Source organism: Mesorhizobium sp. FG116 (assembly GCF_057809835.1).
The window spans coordinates 62,442-78,122 of the sequence record NZ_JBMDKS010000025.1 but is presented as its reverse complement, the minus strand read 5'-3'; the positions used below and the strand labels follow the sequence as shown (position 1 = coordinate 78,122).

Annotated in this window: 18 protein-coding genes and 1 tRNA gene; 4 read left to right on the top strand and 15 right to left on the bottom strand. The window is 60.8% G+C overall.

Annotated features, from left to right (window positions below; genetic code table 11):
* Window positions 1-324: aldehyde dehydrogenase family protein (locus tag ACODTY_RS18430; RefSeq protein WP_488995659.1), on the top strand; the 324-nt coding region annotated here is incomplete at its 5' end.
* Window positions 325-486: 162 nt separating this feature from the next.
* Window positions 487-1,443, top strand: coding sequence for a methionyl-tRNA formyltransferase (locus ACODTY_RS18425; RefSeq protein WP_488995662.1), 957 nt, complete (start codon window positions 487-489; stop codon window positions 1,441-1,443).
* Between the two features lie 81 nt (window positions 1,444-1,524).
* On the opposite strand, the gene yacG is transcribed toward ACODTY_RS18425, so the two are convergent.
* The 9 genes from yacG to ACODTY_RS18380 all read right to left on the bottom strand — a co-directional run bounded on the left by yacG (window position 1,525) and on the right by ACODTY_RS18380 (window position 7,075).
* A complete protein-coding gene (gene yacG / locus ACODTY_RS18420; RefSeq protein ID WP_488995658.1) occupies window positions 1,525-1,746 on the bottom strand; it encodes a DNA gyrase inhibitor YacG in 222 nt (73 codons plus the stop codon).
* A complete protein-coding gene (locus tag ACODTY_RS18415; RefSeq protein ID WP_488995657.1) occupies window positions 1,743-2,378 on the bottom strand; it encodes a Maf-like protein in 636 nt (211 codons plus the stop codon). The genes yacG and ACODTY_RS18415 overlap by 4 nt, the downstream gene beginning before the upstream one ends.
* Window positions 2,379-2,402: 24 nt before the next feature.
* Window positions 2,403-2,621, bottom strand: a complete 219-nt coding sequence (gene infA / locus ACODTY_RS18410; protein ID WP_006200926.1) for a translation initiation factor IF-1 — start codon at window positions 2,619-2,621, stop codon at window positions 2,403-2,405.
* Window positions 2,622-2,732: 111 nt separating this feature from the next.
* Window positions 2,733-3,143 carry an arsenate-mycothiol transferase ArsC gene (locus ACODTY_RS18405; protein WP_488995656.1) on the bottom strand — a complete coding sequence of 137 codons (411 nt, stop codon included), beginning with the start codon at window positions 3,141-3,143 and terminating at the stop codon, window positions 2,733-2,735.
* A gap of 28 nt (window positions 3,144-3,171) precedes the next feature.
* Window positions 3,172-3,657, bottom strand: a complete 486-nt coding sequence (locus ACODTY_RS18400; protein ID WP_056243206.1) for a UPF0262 family protein — start codon at window positions 3,655-3,657, stop codon at window positions 3,172-3,174.
* A gap of 6 nt (window positions 3,658-3,663) precedes the next feature.
* Window positions 3,664-4,956, bottom strand: a complete 1,293-nt coding sequence (gene hisD / locus ACODTY_RS18395) for a histidinol dehydrogenase (protein ID WP_488995655.1) — start codon at window positions 4,954-4,956, stop codon at window positions 3,664-3,666.
* A 7-nt stretch (window positions 4,957-4,963) separates the two neighbouring features.
* Window positions 4,964-5,398, bottom strand: coding sequence for a DUF2948 family protein (locus tag ACODTY_RS18390; protein WP_488995654.1), 435 nt, complete (start codon window positions 5,396-5,398; stop codon window positions 4,964-4,966).
* 91 nt (window positions 5,399-5,489) lie between these two features.
* Window positions 5,490-6,779 (bottom strand): UDP-N-acetylglucosamine 1-carboxyvinyltransferase, encoded by a 1,290-nt coding sequence (gene murA, locus ACODTY_RS18385; protein ID WP_488995653.1) that lies wholly within the window; start codon window positions 6,777-6,779, stop codon window positions 5,490-5,492.
* A 122-nt stretch (window positions 6,780-6,901) separates the two neighbouring features.
* Window positions 6,902-7,075, bottom strand: coding sequence for a hypothetical protein (locus ACODTY_RS18380; protein ID WP_488995652.1), 174 nt, complete (start codon window positions 7,073-7,075; stop codon window positions 6,902-6,904).
* A 137-nt stretch (window positions 7,076-7,212) separates the two neighbouring features.
* Here ACODTY_RS18380 and ACODTY_RS18375 point away from each other — a divergent pair.
* Together ACODTY_RS18375 and ACODTY_RS18370 are read left to right on the top strand one after the other, a co-directional pair.
* Window positions 7,213-7,287: transfer RNA gene (locus ACODTY_RS18375), tRNA-Thr, on the top strand.
* Window positions 7,288-7,615: 328 nt separating this feature from the next.
* Window positions 7,616-8,362 (top strand): TylF/MycF family methyltransferase, encoded by a 747-nt coding sequence (locus ACODTY_RS18370; protein WP_488995651.1) that lies wholly within the window; start codon window positions 7,616-7,618, stop codon window positions 8,360-8,362.
* 117 nt (window positions 8,363-8,479) lie between these two features.
* Here ACODTY_RS18370 and ACODTY_RS18365 read toward each other — a convergent pair whose 3' ends face one another.
* The 6 genes from ACODTY_RS18365 to ACODTY_RS18340 all read right to left on the bottom strand — a co-directional run bounded on the left by ACODTY_RS18365 (window position 8,480) and on the right by ACODTY_RS18340 (window position 15,561).
* Complete coding sequence (locus ACODTY_RS18365) at window positions 8,480-9,799, bottom strand: glycosyltransferase WbsX family protein (RefSeq protein ID WP_488995650.1); 1,320 nt, start codon at window positions 9,797-9,799, stop codon at window positions 8,480-8,482.
* Window positions 9,800-9,847: 48 nt separating this feature from the next.
* Window positions 9,848-11,077, bottom strand: a complete 1,230-nt coding sequence (locus tag ACODTY_RS18360; protein ID WP_488995649.1) for a glycosyltransferase WbsX family protein — start codon at window positions 11,075-11,077, stop codon at window positions 9,848-9,850.
* Between the two features lie 14 nt (window positions 11,078-11,091).
* Window positions 11,092-12,009 (bottom strand): class I SAM-dependent methyltransferase, encoded by a 918-nt coding sequence (locus ACODTY_RS18355; protein ID WP_488995648.1) that lies wholly within the window; start codon window positions 12,007-12,009, stop codon window positions 11,092-11,094.
* Between the two features lie 393 nt (window positions 12,010-12,402).
* Window positions 12,403-13,218: a pyrroline-5-carboxylate reductase gene (proC, locus tag ACODTY_RS18350; RefSeq protein ID WP_488995647.1), complete on the bottom strand. Its 816-nt coding sequence runs from the start codon at window positions 13,216-13,218 to the stop codon at window positions 12,403-12,405.
* A 56-nt stretch (window positions 13,219-13,274) separates the two neighbouring features.
* A complete protein-coding gene (locus tag ACODTY_RS18345) occupies window positions 13,275-14,594 on the bottom strand; it encodes an O-antigen ligase family protein (protein WP_488995646.1) in 1,320 nt (439 codons plus the stop codon).
* Window positions 14,563-15,561, bottom strand: a complete 999-nt coding sequence (locus tag ACODTY_RS18340; protein ID WP_488995645.1) for a glycosyltransferase family 2 protein — start codon at window positions 15,559-15,561, stop codon at window positions 14,563-14,565. Before ACODTY_RS18340 ends, ACODTY_RS18345 begins: the two co-directional genes overlap by 32 nt.
* Between the last annotated feature and the right edge of the window lie 120 nt (window positions 15,562-15,681).

Sequence of the window (15,681 nt, the reverse complement as noted above, 5' to 3'; positions counted from 1 at the left end):
CACGAGATGCGGGTGTCGCAGGAAGAGATCTTCGGCCCCGTCGCCACCGTCATCAAGTTCAAGGACGACGACGATGCGCTCAGGATCGCCAACGGCACCGTCTACAGCCTTGCCGCCGGCGTGTGGAGCGCCGACATCGCCCGCGTCCACCGCTTTGCCCGGCAGTTGAAGGCGGGCACGGTGTGGATCAACACCTACGGCCCGACCGACATCCGCCTGCCCTGGGGCGGGGCGCGCGATTCCGGCTTCGGCCGCGAACATGGCGACATGGCCATCGAGAACTTCACCGAGCCCAAGGTGGTGTGGATCAACACCGGCCGCTGAGGCGCGGCCGGCAGATTCTGCCCACTGGGCCGGATCATATGTGAGAATTGAGGAAAGGCCGGACATTGGCCTTTCCTGAGTAGCGAGACCCGACCCGCTTATCCCTCAGCCTGCGCCATGCGCGGGAACGGGAAAGCCATGCCTGACACGAAAGGAGCAGCCATGCGTATTGCCATCATCGGACAACAGGCGTTCGGCGCCAGCGTGCTTGAAGCCTTCCTCAAGCGCGGCGACGAGATCGCCGGCGTGTTCTGCGCGCCGGAAAAGGCCGGCGCCAAGCCTGACCCCTTGCGGCTCGCCGCCGAGAAGGAAGGCCTCAAAGTGTTCCAGTTCCCGTCGCTGAAGGGCGAACCCGCCAGGCAGGCGCTGAAGGAGCTCGATGTGGAGCTCGGCGTCATGGCTTATGTGCTGCAGTTCGCGCCGCAGGACTTCGTCACCATCCCCAGGCACGGCATGATCCAGTACCACCCCTCGCTGTTGCCGGAATACCGTGGCCCGAGCTCGATCAACTGGCCGATCATCAAGGGCGACACCAAGACCGGCCTCACCATCTTCCGTCCCAATGACGGTTTGGACGAAGGTCCGGTGATCCTGCAAAAGACGGTTGCCATCGGTCCCGACGATACGCTTGGCTCGGTCTACTTCAACCACCTGTTCCCGCTTGGCGTCGAGGCCATGCTGGAAGCGGCCGACCTGGTTGTTGCCGGCAAGCACCAGGAGATCGTGCAGGACGAGGACAAGGCGAGCTACGAGGGCTGGTGCAAGGACAAGGAAGCCCAGATCAACTGGCATGCCCATATCGACCACATCTACAATCTGATCCGCGGCTGCGATCCGGCGCCGGGCGCATGGACCACCATCGGCGGCATCAAGGTCCGCATCTACGAGACGCGCAAGCACCCGGTGCGGCGCTTCGAGGACGTGCGCGGCAAGCCCGGCGAAATCAGCGCCATCGGTGAGAAGGGCGTCTCCGTCATCGTCCAGGGCGGCCAGGTCGAACTGCTCAAGGTCAAGCCGGAAGGCGGCGCAAAGGTATCCGCCGCCGAGTTCTTCACAAGCATCGGCTTCAACGTCGGAAACGCACTCACCGACCCGCTGCCCCTGCCAGAAGCCGCCTGACCTCAAACCGCCTTCAAGGCTGTCGAATTGCGCCGCGCGTCCGCAAGGATCGCGCGGCGTACTGTTTTCAGCCTGATGGGCTTATTCCTGGTCCCGGGGCGTCGACGCCGGCAGGTCCTCGGTCTCTTCCTCATTGTCGCGGCCGGGGATGACATAGGCACCCTTCAGCCAGCGATTGAGATCGATATCCTTGCAGCGTTTCGAGCAGAACGGATAGGTGTCGCGCGCCGATGGCCTGCCGCATTCCGGGCATGGCCTTTTCGGCCTCAGCGGCGTGACCGCCGAGTTGTCACCGACGCTCACGACAGGCCGCTTGCCGGCCATTTGGCGCGCGTGTTGAACCCTTCGCCTGCCAGCAGCGCAACGGTTTCATAAAGCGGCAGGCCGACGACATTGGTGTAGGAGCCGACCAGCTTGACCACGAACGAGCCGGCAAGGCCTTGCACGGCGTAGCCGCCGGCTTTGCCGCGCCATTCGCCGGATGCGATGTACTTTTCGATCTCCTCGCGCGACAGCCGCTTGAAGCGTACCCGCGTCTCGACGAGGCGTTGGCGGAGCTTGCCGCCGGGCACGGCGACGCACACGCCCGAATAGACGCGATGCGAACGCCCCGACAGCAACTGCAGGCAGTTTGCAGCCTCTTCGATGGTCTCGGCCTTTGGCAGGATGCGTCGGCCGACCGCCACCACTGTGTCGGCGGCGAGCACGTAGCCCGGCTCATAATGGGCTTCCGCCATCAGCGAGCCGAGCGCCTTCTCCGCCTTGTCTTTCGACAGGCGCTTGGCCAGCGAACGCGGATGCTCGGCCCTCAGCGGCGTCTCGTCGACATCTGCCGGAAACACGCGATCGGGCTCTATGCCGGCCTGCTGCAGCAGCTCGATCCTGCGCGGCGAGCCCGAGGCAAGCACGAGTCTGTGCGGTTTGCTCTCAGCCATTCAAAGCCGTGCCCTGAGCGATGACTATTTGAAACGATAGGTGATGCGGCCCTTGGTCAGGTCGTAGGGCGTCATCTCGACCAGAACCTTGTCGCCGGTGAGCACGCGGATGCGATTCTTGCGCATGCGGCCGGCGGTGTGGGCGATGATCTCATGTTCGTTTTCGAGCTTGACCCTGAACATGGCGTTCGGCAGCAACTCCGTCACCACGCCCGGAAACTCGAGGACTTCTTCCTTCGGCATTCGATACCTTTGCTTGGATGGCATTTCCGGCGCGTCGGCTGGAAATTGCGCGGAACCTATATGATAAACTGGGTTTTGTGAACACGCTTACAGCAAGTTGGCTTAGCTATACTAGCTTGGCGTGTCCGGCAGCAGAAATCGGTTGCGGATGCGGGCCTTCAGCCGCTCGCGCACGTCGCGATAGGCGGCCATGATCTGCTCGCGCGTTCCGGTAATCGTCGTCGGGTCGGGCGTCGGCCAGTACTCGACATCGACGGACATGGAACGGGTGAACTCCAGCGCCGCGTGATGCGCCTGCGGCGAGAGCGTGATGATCAGGTCGAAATAGGCGTCGTCGAGGTCGTCGACAGAGCGTGGATGCCTCTCACCGAGCGAAAGGCCCTCTTCGGCAAGCACGGCGTCCACGAACGGATCGCGCTCGCCGCGATGGACGCCGGCCGATGCGAGGAATATGTCGCTGGGCAGCACCTGCTTTGCCAACAGCTCCGCCATCGGCGAGCGCACCGCATTCATGCCGCACATGAACAGGACGGACCGAGGCTCTGCCAGCTTAGCCTCGCCAATGCAGCACGCAGACCAGCGTGAACAGGCGGCGCGCCGTGTCGAAATCGATGTCGATCTTGCCGGCCAACCTGTCGAGCAGCGTCTGCGAGCCCTCGTTGTGCAGCCCGCGCCGGCCCATGTCGATCGCCTCGATATGGCTGGGCGTCGCCGAACGGATGGCGTCGTAATAGCTCTCGCAGATCATGTAGTAATCCTTGACGATGCGCCTGAACGGCGTCAGCGAAAGGATGTGGGTGACGACGGTTGCGCCGTCCTCGCGGCTGATGGCGAACACCAGCCGGGATTCAGCGAGTGACAGTTTCAGCTTGTAGGGGCCGCTGCCTTCATCGGTCACCGGGCGAAAGCTGTTCTCCTCGATCAGGTCGAAAATCGCCACCGCGCGTTCATGTTCGACATCGGGCGTCGAACGGCCGATGGTTTCGTCGAGCTCGACGTCGATCAGTCTGTTGCGGTTCCGGTCAGGTCCCGACATCGCCGCCTACATGTTCAATCGGATGGCGACAGAGCGCCCGTGAGCATCGAGACCTTCGGCCTTGGCGAGCGCGATTGCCGCCGGCGCCAGCGCGCGCAGCTGTTCGGCCCCAAGCTTCAGGATCGACGTGCGCTTGACGAAATCGAGCACGGAGAGGCCCGACGAGAACCGCGCCGAGCGGGCAGTCGGCAGCACGTGGTTGGAGCCGCCGACATAGTCGCCGATAACTTCCGGTGTATGGCGGCCGATGAACACCGCGCCGGCGTTGCGGATGCGCGACAGGAAGGCTTCCGCATTGTCGATGGCAAGTTCAAGATGTTCGGCGGCGATGCGGTCGACCAAAGGCACCGCATCGTCGAACGTATCGACCAGGATGACCGCGCCGAAATCGCGCCAGCTCTGGGCTGCCGTCTCGGCCCGCGACAATTGCTGTAGCTGGCGTTCCACCGCAGCTTCGACCGCCTTGCCGAATTTGGCATCGTCGGTGATCAGGATCGACTGGGCCGAGGCGTCGTGCTCGGCCTGCGCCAGCAGGTCGGCCGCGATCCACTCGGGATCATTTGAGCCATCGGCCACCACCAGCACCTCGGATGGCCCGGCAATCATGTCGATGCCGACGGTGCCGAACACCTGGCGCTTGGCGGCCGCTACATAGGCGTTGCCCGGGCCGACGATCTTGGCCACCGGGCGGATCGTTTCGGTGCCGTAGGCGAGCGCCGCCACTGCCTGCGCGCCGCCGATGCGATAGATTTCGGAGATGCCGGCAAGATCAGCCGCGACCAGCACCAGCGGGTTGATGACGCCGCCCGAAGCCGGCACCACCATGACGATGCGCTCGACGCCGGCAACCAGAGCGGGCATCGCATTCATCAGCACCGAGCTCGGATAGCTCGCCGTGCCGCCCGGAACATAGAGCCCGACCGATTCGATCGCCGTCCAGCGCGAGCCAAGTTCCACGCCGATGGCGTCGGTGTAGCGGTCGTCCTTCGGCTTCTGGCGAGCATGGTGGGAATGGATGCGGTCGCGCGCCAGCTTGAGCGCCTCGACGGTCGCTGCGTCGGCTACTTTGTAGGCTGCCTCGATATCCGCGCGGGAAACAGCAATGCCGAGTTCAGCGAGGTCGGCCCGGTCGAATTTTCGGGTGTAGTCGATCAGCGCCTTGTCGCCTTCGGCGCGCACGCGCTGCACGATATCGCGGACCACATTGTCGACGTCTGCCGAGACCTCGCGCTTGGTCGACAGGAAGGCTGCAAAGCGCTGCTCGAACCCGGGTTCGGAATGCGTGAGGGTGATGGCCATCGCTTGCTCAGATCCTGTGCCAGGGACGGGACGTTGCCTGCCACGCGCCACCGAGATCGGCAAGGCGCGCTTCGACGCACTCGACATCGAGCATGATCGCGCCGCCGCCGGAGAAAACCAGCTCGACGATGCCCGCCGGCGCGGTAATCGGCAGGTAGCTGACGGCCAGAAGCGACAGAACTTCTTCAGGCTTGTTGCGGGCAATGCCCGACGTCTTGGCGCCCAGAACGCGGTCGAAATGGAGCACGCTCTGGCGCCGCTCATTGTGCTTGCGCAGGAAGCCCGCTTTCCGCTCCCAGGCGAAGCGGTTCATCGCCAACACGAACCGCTTGGCTGCAGGCAGATATTCGAGATCGCCGACCTTCAGCACGGCATCCTGCACATGCGCCGAAATGACGTTCAGGTCCTGGCCGTCGAGCGCGATGAGCTTGAGTGCTTCCATGCCGGTTTCGCACCTGCGAAGGTTATTCGTACAACCTTCTGTTAGGCGGTCTTTCGAGCCTGCGCAACCGGGATGCGAGGCCGAGGCCCAATCATCCGGAAATGCGCTCGATGACGGCACCACAACCGGAGAGCTTCTCTTCAAGCCGCTCGAAGCCGCGGTCGAGGTGGTAGACCCGGTTGACGAGCGTTTCGCCCTCAGCGGCAAGGCCGGCAATGACCAGCGAAACGGAAGCGCGCAGGTCGGTTGCCATCACCGGCGCGCCCTTCAGTTTCGATACGCCCTCGACGATCGCCGTCTGGCCCGACAGCGTGATATGGGCGCCGAGGCGGGCGAGTTCCTGAACGTGCATGAAGCGGTTTTCGAAGATCGTCTCGGTGATGTGCGACTTGCCCTTGGCCATCGTCATCAGGCCCATGAACTGCGCCTGCAGGTCGGTCGGAAAGCCGGGGAAGGGCGCGGTCGTGACATCGACCGGCGCAATGCCGGCGCCGTTGCGCCTGACGCGGATGCCCTCGTTGGTCGGCGTGATCTCAGCGCCGGTCTGGGCAATGACGTCGAGCGCCGATTGCAGCAGGTCCGGCTCCGCGCCTTCCAGCAGGACATCACCGCCGGTCATGGCAACCGCCATGGCATAGGTGCCGGTTTCGATGCGGTCTGGAATGACGCGCACGCTGGCGCCGGAAAGCTGGTCGACGCCGTCAATGGTGATGGTCGAGGTACCTGCGCCCGACACCTTGGCGCCCATCGCGTTCAGGCAGTCGGCGAGGTTGACGATTTCGGGCTCGCGGGCGGCGTTTTCCAAAACGGTTTCGCCGCGCGCCAGCGATGCGGCCATCATCAGCACATGGGTCGCGCCGACCGACACCTTGGGGAAGACGTAGCGGTTGCCCTTGAGGCGGTTCTTTGCCTTGGCGATGACATAACCGCTCTCGACGTCGATCGTCGCGCCCAGCGCCTGCAGGCCGTCTATGAACAGGTCGACCGGCCGCGTGCCGATGGCGCAGCCGCCGGGCAGCGAGACGCGTGCTTCGCCCATGCGGGCCAGCAGCGGGCCGATGACCCAGAACGAGGCGCGCATCTTCGACACCAGTTCATAAGGCGCGGTGGTATCGACGATGTTGCGGGCGGTGAAATTGACGGTGCGCGAATAGGCTTCGCTCTGCCTCGGCCTGCGCCCGTTGACCGAATAGTCGACGCCATGATTGCCGAGAATACGGGTCAATTGCTCGACATCGGCGAGATGCGGCACGTTTTCCAGCGTCAGCGTGCCGTCGGTGAGCAACGAGGCGATCATCAACGGCAGGGCCGCGTTCTTTGCGCCCGAAATAGGAATGTTTCCGGAGAGCTCGTTGCCTCCGACAATTCTGATGCGATCCATGAAGAAAGATCCCTGCGGCCAGAAAGGCCGGCTTTCAATCGGTTGAGTCCGGCTCTCTAGACGATTGGCCGGCACTGTTCAAGAAATTGCGTTTTTCTGGCGCAGCTTGCGCGTTGCCAGCGTTACTCTTTTGGCTTCTCCGCCGCGGCCAGCCCCTCGGGCCGCGTATCCGCCTCGCCGGTGCGCCGCGAACGCATCTGGGCCTTGCGCTTCTGCAGATTTGCCCTCAGCGCCTCAGCCAGCCGGGCCTTTCGCCGGTTACCGTCGCCGCTCGCCTGTTCCTTCTTTTGCGTCATTTCCCCTGCCCCTAGCTCCGAAAATCAATAGCCGGGAATGTGGCAAGCCCGTGTCGGCGAGGACGGCTTTTCACAAGCCGCGATAGATGCCTTGCGCTCCGGGAAGTGATGTGGCAGAAGTCCGCCGCATCCGGAATGCTGCCGTAGCTCAGTGGTAGAGCACTCCCTTGGTAAGGGAGAGGTCGAGAGTTCAATCCTCTCTGGCAGCACCATTTCTTCCCAGAAATGATCAACTGGCTGACATTTAAGGACTTGCAGCCGCTCCACCGGTGCGCGGCGTTGTTTTCATGTCCCTTAGGATGAGGCATTCGTGGCGATACTACGCCTCTTGAATCTATTGATATCGAAGATGTACGCTCGTTAAGGCCTCAAAGGTGCACGCGGCCGGCGCGCCGGATCAAATAGGAGGCGTGGCTGCCATAGGCCGGCCCGCTTTGTGCTGCCAGTTCAGAAGCCATCAAACGCGGATCGGCGGGCTCTTGTAGATAGAGCGCGTATGTGTCAGGTACGTCCACCTTTTTGATCATGGGGCTGTGAACGGTGGACGCGCGCGAACTTTACATTGATCTTCTAATACGATGCGTTTCGAACACCATCTACGGCGATTCATCATTGGATCCCTGGCGACAGGACCGAACTTATCAGCTTTCCCTTCGCAATGAAGGCAAAGACTGGCCTGCGGTCGCGCATAGCATGGCAGGTCTGAAGCGCCTACAAAACCTTCGCGAATTGACGGAGACGATCCTAGCAGAGAACATTCCTGGCGATCTGATTGAGACCGGCGTTTGGCGTGGCGGTTCATGTATCCTCATGCGAGGTATACTGAAAGCCTACGGTGATTCCGAGCGAACTATAATTGTCGCGGATTCTTTCGAGGGACTACCGCCACCAGATCCCAAGCTTTATCCCGCCGACAAGGGCGACGAGCTCTACAAATATAGCCAACTGGCTATCGACATGGAGACGGTGAAGGCGAACTTCTCGGCTTATGGGCTGTTGGATGACCAGGTGCAGTTCCTGAAAGGTTGGTTCTGTGACACGCTGCCAAGCGTAAGGGACAGGCAGTTTGCCCTTCTCAGGCTTGATGGAGATATGTATTCGTCCACCATGGATTCATTGACGAACCTTTACGATCGCCTTTCTCCTGGCGGCTTCATCATCGTCGATGATTATGGGGCAATTCCAGCGTGTAAAAAGGCAGTCGAAGATTACCGCTCCGCACATGACATAGACGCTCCCATAACGATGGTGGACTGGACGGGGGCTTGGTGGCGCAAACCCAAGTAGCAGTGCTCTTCGTACCACCGCGCGCGACCCCGCCGGGCAGTAGAGCTAAGTCGTTCAACGATTTACGAAACGCAATATGCTTGGGAGCTTGGCCGTGGCGGTTTGCGCGGGTGAGCCTCAATTTTGGCTTTGTTGCTGCCGCTTGATCGGAGTCTCGAGTTCGGCCAGCGCATCGTAGGTGGCTTGCAGATAGGCAAACCCAAATTTCCGATCCGGTTCCAGATGGGTGCCTTCCGCCCATTCGTTCCATGCGTTGATGAAGACAATTTTCTCGTCCGCCGCGTATTTCGATTCCGCGAGCACCTGGCTGCAAAGGTGCAAGAGCCACTTCTTGTAAAGCGGGATAGAAAATCGTTCAAAGATGCGGGGCCCATCCTGATTGCGGGCGGTATTGTCCCACGACAGCATGGTTGAACGGAAGAGCTTGTAGTCCGGCTCGGCTTTTCCCAACTCGCCGCCGACCGCGTGCTCGTAGTCGAGGATCGATCCAACGAAATTCGGATTGCTAACCCTCATCTCGTCCGTGATTTCTTTGCGTAGAACTTGATGAGGCGGAAATTCACACGCCGCGTCGAACCCGAGCGGCCGCGGATCGCCGATATCGAAACTCTGTGCTGCGATCAGATACAGCCCCGGAAATCCGAGCTTTCGCGCCTCAGCACGCCAAGCTTCCGTAGTTTGCAGAATATCCGGAATGATGTTGGCCCGGTAGACGATCAACACAGGCTTGCCGTCAATACGGATGTAACGAGGGTCTACCATGTAGGGTTGTATATGACGAAGGAGCGCGCGCGAGTCGTCTATCGAGTGGACCTGACGCATCAACACGTCGTGCTCTCGCCCGTCCCAGCGTCGAGTCCAGTTTTCGTTCGCCCAAGTGAAGCAGAACGGCATGTCGATTTCGGGCCGCGCAAGCATCTGCTGAAGCGGTCGCTCCATCAGCGTTTTTCCGTCGAACCAGTAGAAGTAGTAGGAGAACCCCGCTACGCCATACTCGCGGGCCACTTTGGACTGTTCGGCCATGATCTCCGGCAGGCGCAAATCGTAATATCCAAAATGGATCGGGCAGTGCGGTTGGTAGTGGCCAGGATAGTTCGGCACGGCCTTGCCGACATTTGCCCATTCGGTAAATCCCTTGCCCCACCAACGGTCATTTTCCTGAAACGGGTGGAACTGCGGCAGATAATGCGCGATCAGTCGTACATTTGGAACGATGGGGGATGGTGGGCCGTAGGGTACGAAATTGCCCCTCTCTTTGTGGTTTGCAGAGCCACCCGTATCTGCGCCGGTTGCGGCGCCCGCTTCATCCCAACCCCGCTTGGGGTCTCGTTTACGGGCGGAGTTCTTGAACCGGCGCGCCATGCGCGGCGAAAAGGGCGAGCTCAATCTGGACACGAGTGTCAACAGAACGACAAGGACATTGTTCTTGAACGACATCTTGGTCTCACGGAAAGGTCGACTTGACAGAAATGCAGTCGGATCTCTTTACCAACGTCTCATCCATCGGCGAAGGGTGCGTCCGTTCAGAAAATCACGGACGTGACGAGCAGCGCGCGAGATGAAGGGCTTGTCGGGATCCACAAGCGAAAACTTCAGACCTTTGGTGTTTGCGTGTCGCCGCTGCTCTTTGGAAACGCCGACATGTGTCCAGGCAGTCAGGGATGAACCCTGTCGTGCGCGCCGTGTCGCCTCGAGAAACGCCCGACCGTATCTGCGATCTGGTTCGAGATGACAGCCTTCAGCCCATTCATTCCATGCGTTGATGAAAACCACTCGTTCTTGATCAGGAAAGTCTTTGGCCGTCTGCCGCAGCGCACGGGCCAGCCAGAACTCGTAGTTCTCCGGCGTACCGTTCAGTGTGATCAGTGCGTTCTCGTGCCTGCGCGCCGTATTGTCCCAGGAAGGAAGCACCGCCCGATAGATGTTGGCATCCGGGCCGCGTTCGAGCGCGAGATACTGCTCCGCGATGTCCTGGTAGTCGATGCAGGAGCCGTAGAAATCTGACGTTAAATCGAGCTCGCCGGCGAGATTTCTGACTTTCAAATTGTGTGGCGGGAATTCCACACCTGCGTCGAAGCCATATTGCTGGTAGTCCCAGTTCTTGTGCGTCAGTGCGCAGACCAAGTGCAGTTTTGGAATGCCGACGGTCGAGCAGTAGTCTCGCCAAATCTGAACGGATTTGCGCGAATCAGGAAGGTGTTGCGGGCGGTAGACGATCAGTAACGGTGCGCCGTCAATTCGAATGTAACGCGGATCCTGTAGGAAGGGTACGACCGACTTGATGAAATCTACATCGCTTTCAGGACCGTATTCCTGGGCTATCAGGACCTTATGTTCCGCCGCATCCCAACGCCGCGTCCAATTCTCGTTCGCCCAGCACAAGCAGAAAGGCATTTCGCTTTCGGGATCATTTAGCATTTCGTCCAAGGGGCGCTCCAACAAGCGCTTCCCGGCAAACCAGTAGTAGTAATAGCAGAAACCATCGATGCCGTTGGCTTTCGCCATCTCGATCTGCTCGAGACGGGTCTCGCGCACCCGAAGATCATAATAGCCAAGATCAGCAGGAAAGTGCGGCTGGTAGTGACCCGTAAACGAAGGTTGCGCCTTCGTCACATTCGTCCATTCCGTAAACCCCTTACCCCACCATGCATCATTTTCAGGGATTGGGTGGAATTGCGGAAGGTAAAAGGCAATGGTTCGGATTGTGTTCGACACAGGTTTGGAAAGCTCTATTTCTTCAGTCCCAGGCGCTGTGCCAAGGACCTTTTTTTCATGCTTGCGTGGTTCGTGGAAACGGCGCGAGGCTTGGACGCATCCGGGGCTCCGATTGTCGACTGCACGTCGACGTGGTCGGCGACGGGCAGGCGTGACATCGTACGTGTCCAATACTGCTCCGTGGCGGCGTCAGGCGCCTCGACCGGCTGGTTCATCAAGTGGATGTTGTTCCTTGCGCGGTCTTTCGGAACCGAACGACTCACCACCTGGAATACGTGGGAAAATCGGTTGCGCTGCAGGGCTTCCTGAACATCTGCAGGCAGACGATTCCAACGGTGTGTGAATTCCGTCATTTCGGGCGTGCGGACCACGAATTCGGCCTGTTCGATACTCATTCCCTGCGAAGCAAGCAGTTGCTGTACATTCTTGATGCCGAAGAACCGGATATGCGTCCGGTCCAGCAAGCCCCAGTCCCGATACTCGAAATCCTCATCGACAAGGCAGGCCGCTACGGCAGCATGCCCTACATGCGGCAGCGACAAAACCACTGACCCCGTATCGTTGAGAAGCGACTTCATGCCACTTAAGACAGCCCACGGATCGTAGACATGCTCAAGCACATCCGCCGCGATCACGTAGTCGAAAAGACCCTCCATCTCACGGATCCTGGAGCTCCAGTTGGCGTCGTTGAGGTCCATCGAATGGACCATGCGCGCAAACGGCTTGAGCTTTTCAATGGCAGTCGGATCGATTTCCAGCGCGACGACATCGCACGCCAATGTGCCTGACAGATGACGGGTGATCGATCCCGGGCCGGCGCCGATCTCCAACACCTTCGAATTCGGTTTGATCATCCGCAGGACGCGAGCCGGGGCTACATCGCTTTCAATATCGATCTCATATTCGTAGGTATGCTTGCCGCTTTTGCTCATCGTGTCGATTCCACTTGTCCGTCCAAAAAACTCGTATGCAAAGTTGCCTCCCCACGCAACCATTGCTCGTAGATCAAATGCACTATGCGCACAGGTAGCGGTGCCAAACTATCCGGCGTGCCTGCTCAGTCTATCTGTAAATTCATGTAGTCTCGGCCGTTGCGCGGTGATAAGCGTTCGAAAATAAACAGTGGTGGCCTTGACCACGCGCATGTATTGCCCGGCGCCAATGTTGCCGCCTTCGACGGGCTCGAAGTTCTGCATGTTATGCTTGAACCTCGTGTGCAGTCACTGGCATATGTTCGTAGCGATACTTTCCTCGACGGCAGAATCGTTTCCCGCACACCGATTGTACAGCCTTTGGCATCAAGACGCTATGCGTCCGCTCCGCCGTCAGCCTGCCAGTTCGATCGAACGCAGGCGGGCGGCTTCGACGGCTTCGGTGAGCAGTTTGGTCAGGCGATCCTCGCCCATCAAAACAGCAAGTGCCGCCGCGGTGGTGCCATTGGGGCTGGTGACCTGCTGGCGCAGCACGCCGGGCTCCTCGGAGCTCTCCGCCGCCAGCGATGCGGCACCGTAGACCGTCTGCATGGCAAGCAGCTTGGCCGTATCGGCCGGCAATCCTGCCTTTTGCGCGGCCACGGTCAACGCTTCGATGAAATGGAAGATATAGGCCGGGCCCGAGCCTGAAACCGCGGTGACGGCGTCCATCAGACGCTCGTCATCGATCGTCGCCACTTGGCCGCTGGCGGACAGAAGGTCGCCAACAAGGCTTTTCGTGGCGTCGCTGACGAGTCGGTTCGAATAGAGCACCATCATGCCCTTGCCGATGGCGGCGGGCGTGTTGGGCATGCAGCGCATCACAGGCGCTTTGTCTCCGAGAATCTGTTCGAAGGTCGAAACCGCCGTTCCGGCAGCGATGGAAACAAATGTTGTGCGGCCGTCGCCAAAACGCTTGTAGCCTTCCACGACACCCCGGATGACCTGCGGCTTGACCGCGATCACCACCAGTTCGGGAGCCGAATCGCTGCCAAGCCTTTCGGCATTGGCATCTGCCTGGCAGCCAAGTGCTGCGGCGCGCCCGCGCAGGCTTTCGTTCGGTTCGACGACGAAGACCTCGGCGGCCTTTAGCTTGCCGGATTTTATCCACCCCGACAGCATGGCGTAACCCATATTGCCGCAACCGACGAGAACAAGCCTGATAGTCATGGAAACCCTCCGAGAACGGCCTTCAATAGACGTTCCCTCCGCCGCGCGAAAGGTCTTCAATTAGGGCGGATGGTTGCAAGCGGACGCAGCGAAACCTGCCGCAGGCCAAACAGGCCGAAAAGGAAGAACAGCCAGACCGGGTCGGCGCGGCGAAAGAAGAAGCTTTCCAGAAATGCGTTCAGCGCCGCGAACAGCACCACCATCATGAAGAAATCGCCGAGATAGATGTTTTCCTTGAAGAGCGGGATGCGCATGTAGTCGCGCAGCGGCGCGACGAGGAAGGTATAGGCAACCACGCACAGCGCCGGAATGCCCATCAGCACGGCGGTATCGAGATAGCCATTGTGGCCGTGCACGATGGAGCGAATATCCCAGGCGCGGTCGAAGGGCTGGTCCTGGTTCAAGAGAAGCGGCGTGCCCCAGAAGCTCTCATAGCCGTAGCCGGTCCATGGGCGCTTCGCCAGCATCTCGCCGGCAAACTCCCACAAGGTGGTTCGCCCGGTATAGGTGAGGTCCGGGAAATAGTGCGCCGCCAAGGCCTTCATCGGCTCTATGAAGACGATACCGAGCGTGCCGAGCGCAGTCGCGATGATCGCCAGCATGAACAGCACCGGCGTGCCGAGCCGCATGCCGACGAGGCCCGGCACCATGACGATGAGGATCGAGAACGGCACCAGTCCGGCGGTTGTCTTGGAGCCGGTGTGCAGCATGAAATTCATGGCGGCGATAAAGATCAGCGCGCCCCACATGCGCCGGCCGCGCCGGAACAGATAGAGCCCGGCGAAACTGAAGCAGGCCATCACCGGCCCGGCAATGTTCTTGTGCGCAAAGACGCCGCGCCACAGACCGGCATGTTCCGGCTCCTGCGAAGCGGTGGTGTGCAGCGCTTCGTTCGGAAACACGATCAGCCCGACATAGGACAGGCCCATCACCACCACGATGGTGAAGATGAGGACGGTGGAGAAAGCCTCCGCATCGCGCGGCAAGGCCAGGATGGTGGCGACCGCGGTCATCGCAATCAAGGTGAAGAAGGCGGTACGCATGGCCGAGGAAGGGTCCGCCGCCATGGCAACCGAAAGCAGGAAGAACCCCAGCGTCAACAGCCATGAAGGGCTGAGCAGGGAACGCACCACCTTGGGGTCGGCAAGCGTGGTCAAGGCAAACAGTGAGGCGGCGCCCAGCGCGCTGAAGCCAAGCTGGTTGACGATGTCGCCGCCGTCAGCGCTGCCTTCCGCACCGGACGGCTGGAAGGGACGGAACGAAACCAGCAAGAGGGTGAAGAGCAGCGCTGCCAGCGCCGTTGCCACGCCGTCGCGCGTGAACGCGGCCGCCAGCGGCGCGCGCTCAGTTCTTTTCAGGCTGCCGGTATTGCTCATTGGCATATCCGAATTCGGCAAAGACACGGCCGAGAGCGACATGGATCGGGTAGACGGCAACGGAAGGCGAGCCGGTTTTGATCAGCCGCAAAAGTCCACGAAGTGGCGACGCAGCCAGAAGCGCGAGGCTCTTGGAAAATACCCGCGCCCCGGCAAAGGGCGTGCCGGCGCGCTTCTTCTTTTCCACCAGCGTGGAAATCACGCCGTTGCGCAGGCTGCGCGCCCTGATCCAGTCGGCTTCGGTGCGGCGTGCCGGCACGGTCTCCATCACCTTGGCCTCGGTGCACCAGCCGAGCTGGAAACCGCGCTGGGCGGCGCGGCTGAGGAAATCCGAATCTCCGCCACCCATGAAGTTGAAACGCAGGTCTAGATACGGCGGACCCATCGCCTCCAGCACGGCGCGGCTGACGAGCAGGTTGCCGGAGGAATAAAGTGCCGCAACGCGCCCGCTTTCGCTGTGTGGTGGTGCAAAGACCGGGTGCGACGCCCAGGCCGCGTCCGAAGGCTTGCTGAACAGCGGCACCTGGGGTCCGCCGACGATGTCCGCCGGCAGCGTCTCCGCGGCGCGGCACAGGTTCTCCAGCCAGAATGGGTCGGCGATTTCGTCGTCGTCGATGACCACAAGGTGCCGGAAATTTGGGAAGTGGGTCATCGCGGTCTGCCAACCGGCATTGTAGGCGCTGCAATTGCCGCGGGCATGCGCAATGATGACCATGCCTGCCAGCGTGGCATTTTCGAACAGCGGCGCGGCAGCCGCAGCACCCTCGCGAAGCTCGGCTTCGTTCTCCATCACGATCACGGCGAAGCGGCGCGAGGTTTTCTGGGTCTTCAGCGAATCGAGCGTTTCCAACACCTGTTGCGGGCGCTTGAAGGTGGGCAGCGTGACGACCGCTTCTATCTCCTCGGCTGTCAGGCCGGGTGAGCGCGCAACGATCGATATGGCATCGTTTGTGGACAAGGGGTTCATCGCAATGGGTCGAGCGGATCAGCTCCTGCGATAGCACCGCGACGATAAGGCTTCGTTAATCACCTTTCACGGCGAGGCGACTTGGCGGCCGCGAATCGGGCTACGAGCGGTCCGAGCTTA

Bases quoted from the DNA above. Each gene is read 5' to 3' on its own strand.
- ACODTY_RS18425 (WP_488995662.1), top strand. From the start codon at position 487: ATGCGTATTGCCATCATCGGACAACAGGCGTTCGGCGCCAGCGTGCTT.
- hisD (WP_488995655.1), bottom strand. From the start codon at position 4,956: ATGGCCATCACCCTCACGCATTCCGAACCCGGGTTCGAGCAGCGCTTT.
- ACODTY_RS18345 (WP_488995646.1), bottom strand. From the start codon at position 14,594: ATGAGCAATACCGGCAGCCTGAAAAGAACTGAGCGCGCGCCGCTGGCG.
- ACODTY_RS18365 (WP_488995650.1), bottom strand. From the start codon at position 9,799: ATGTCGTTCAAGAACAATGTCCTTGTCGTTCTGTTGACACTCGTGTCC.
- infA (WP_006200926.1), bottom strand. From the start codon at position 2,621: ATGCCGAAGGAAGAAGTCCTCGAGTTTCCGGGCGTGGTGACGGAGTTG.
- ACODTY_RS18405 (WP_488995656.1), bottom strand. From the start codon at position 3,143: ATGTGCGGCATGAATGCGGTGCGCTCGCCGATGGCGGAGCTGTTGGCA.
- ACODTY_RS18415 (WP_488995657.1), bottom strand. From the start codon at position 2,378: ATGGCTGAGAGCAAACCGCACAGACTCGTGCTTGCCTCGGGCTCGCCG.
- murA (WP_488995653.1), bottom strand. From the start codon at position 6,779: ATGGATCGCATCAGAATTGTCGGAGGCAACGAGCTCTCCGGAAACATT.
- ACODTY_RS18380 (WP_488995652.1), bottom strand. From the start codon at position 7,075: ATGACGCAAAAGAAGGAACAGGCGAGCGGCGACGGTAACCGGCGAAAG.
- ACODTY_RS18340 (WP_488995645.1), bottom strand. From the start codon at position 15,561: ATGAACCCCTTGTCCACAAACGATGCCATATCGATCGTTGCGCGCTCA.
- ACODTY_RS18355 (WP_488995648.1), bottom strand. From the start codon at position 12,009: ATGAGCAAAAGCGGCAAGCATACCTACGAATATGAGATCGATATTGAA.
- ACODTY_RS18400 (WP_056243206.1), bottom strand. From the start codon at position 3,657: ATGTCGGGACCTGACCGGAACCGCAACAGACTGATCGACGTCGAGCTC.
- ACODTY_RS18390 (WP_488995654.1), bottom strand. From the start codon at position 5,398: ATGGAAGCACTCAAGCTCATCGCGCTCGACGGCCAGGACCTGAACGTC.
- proC (WP_488995647.1), bottom strand. From the start codon at position 13,218: ATGACTATCAGGCTTGTTCTCGTCGGTTGCGGCAATATGGGTTACGCC.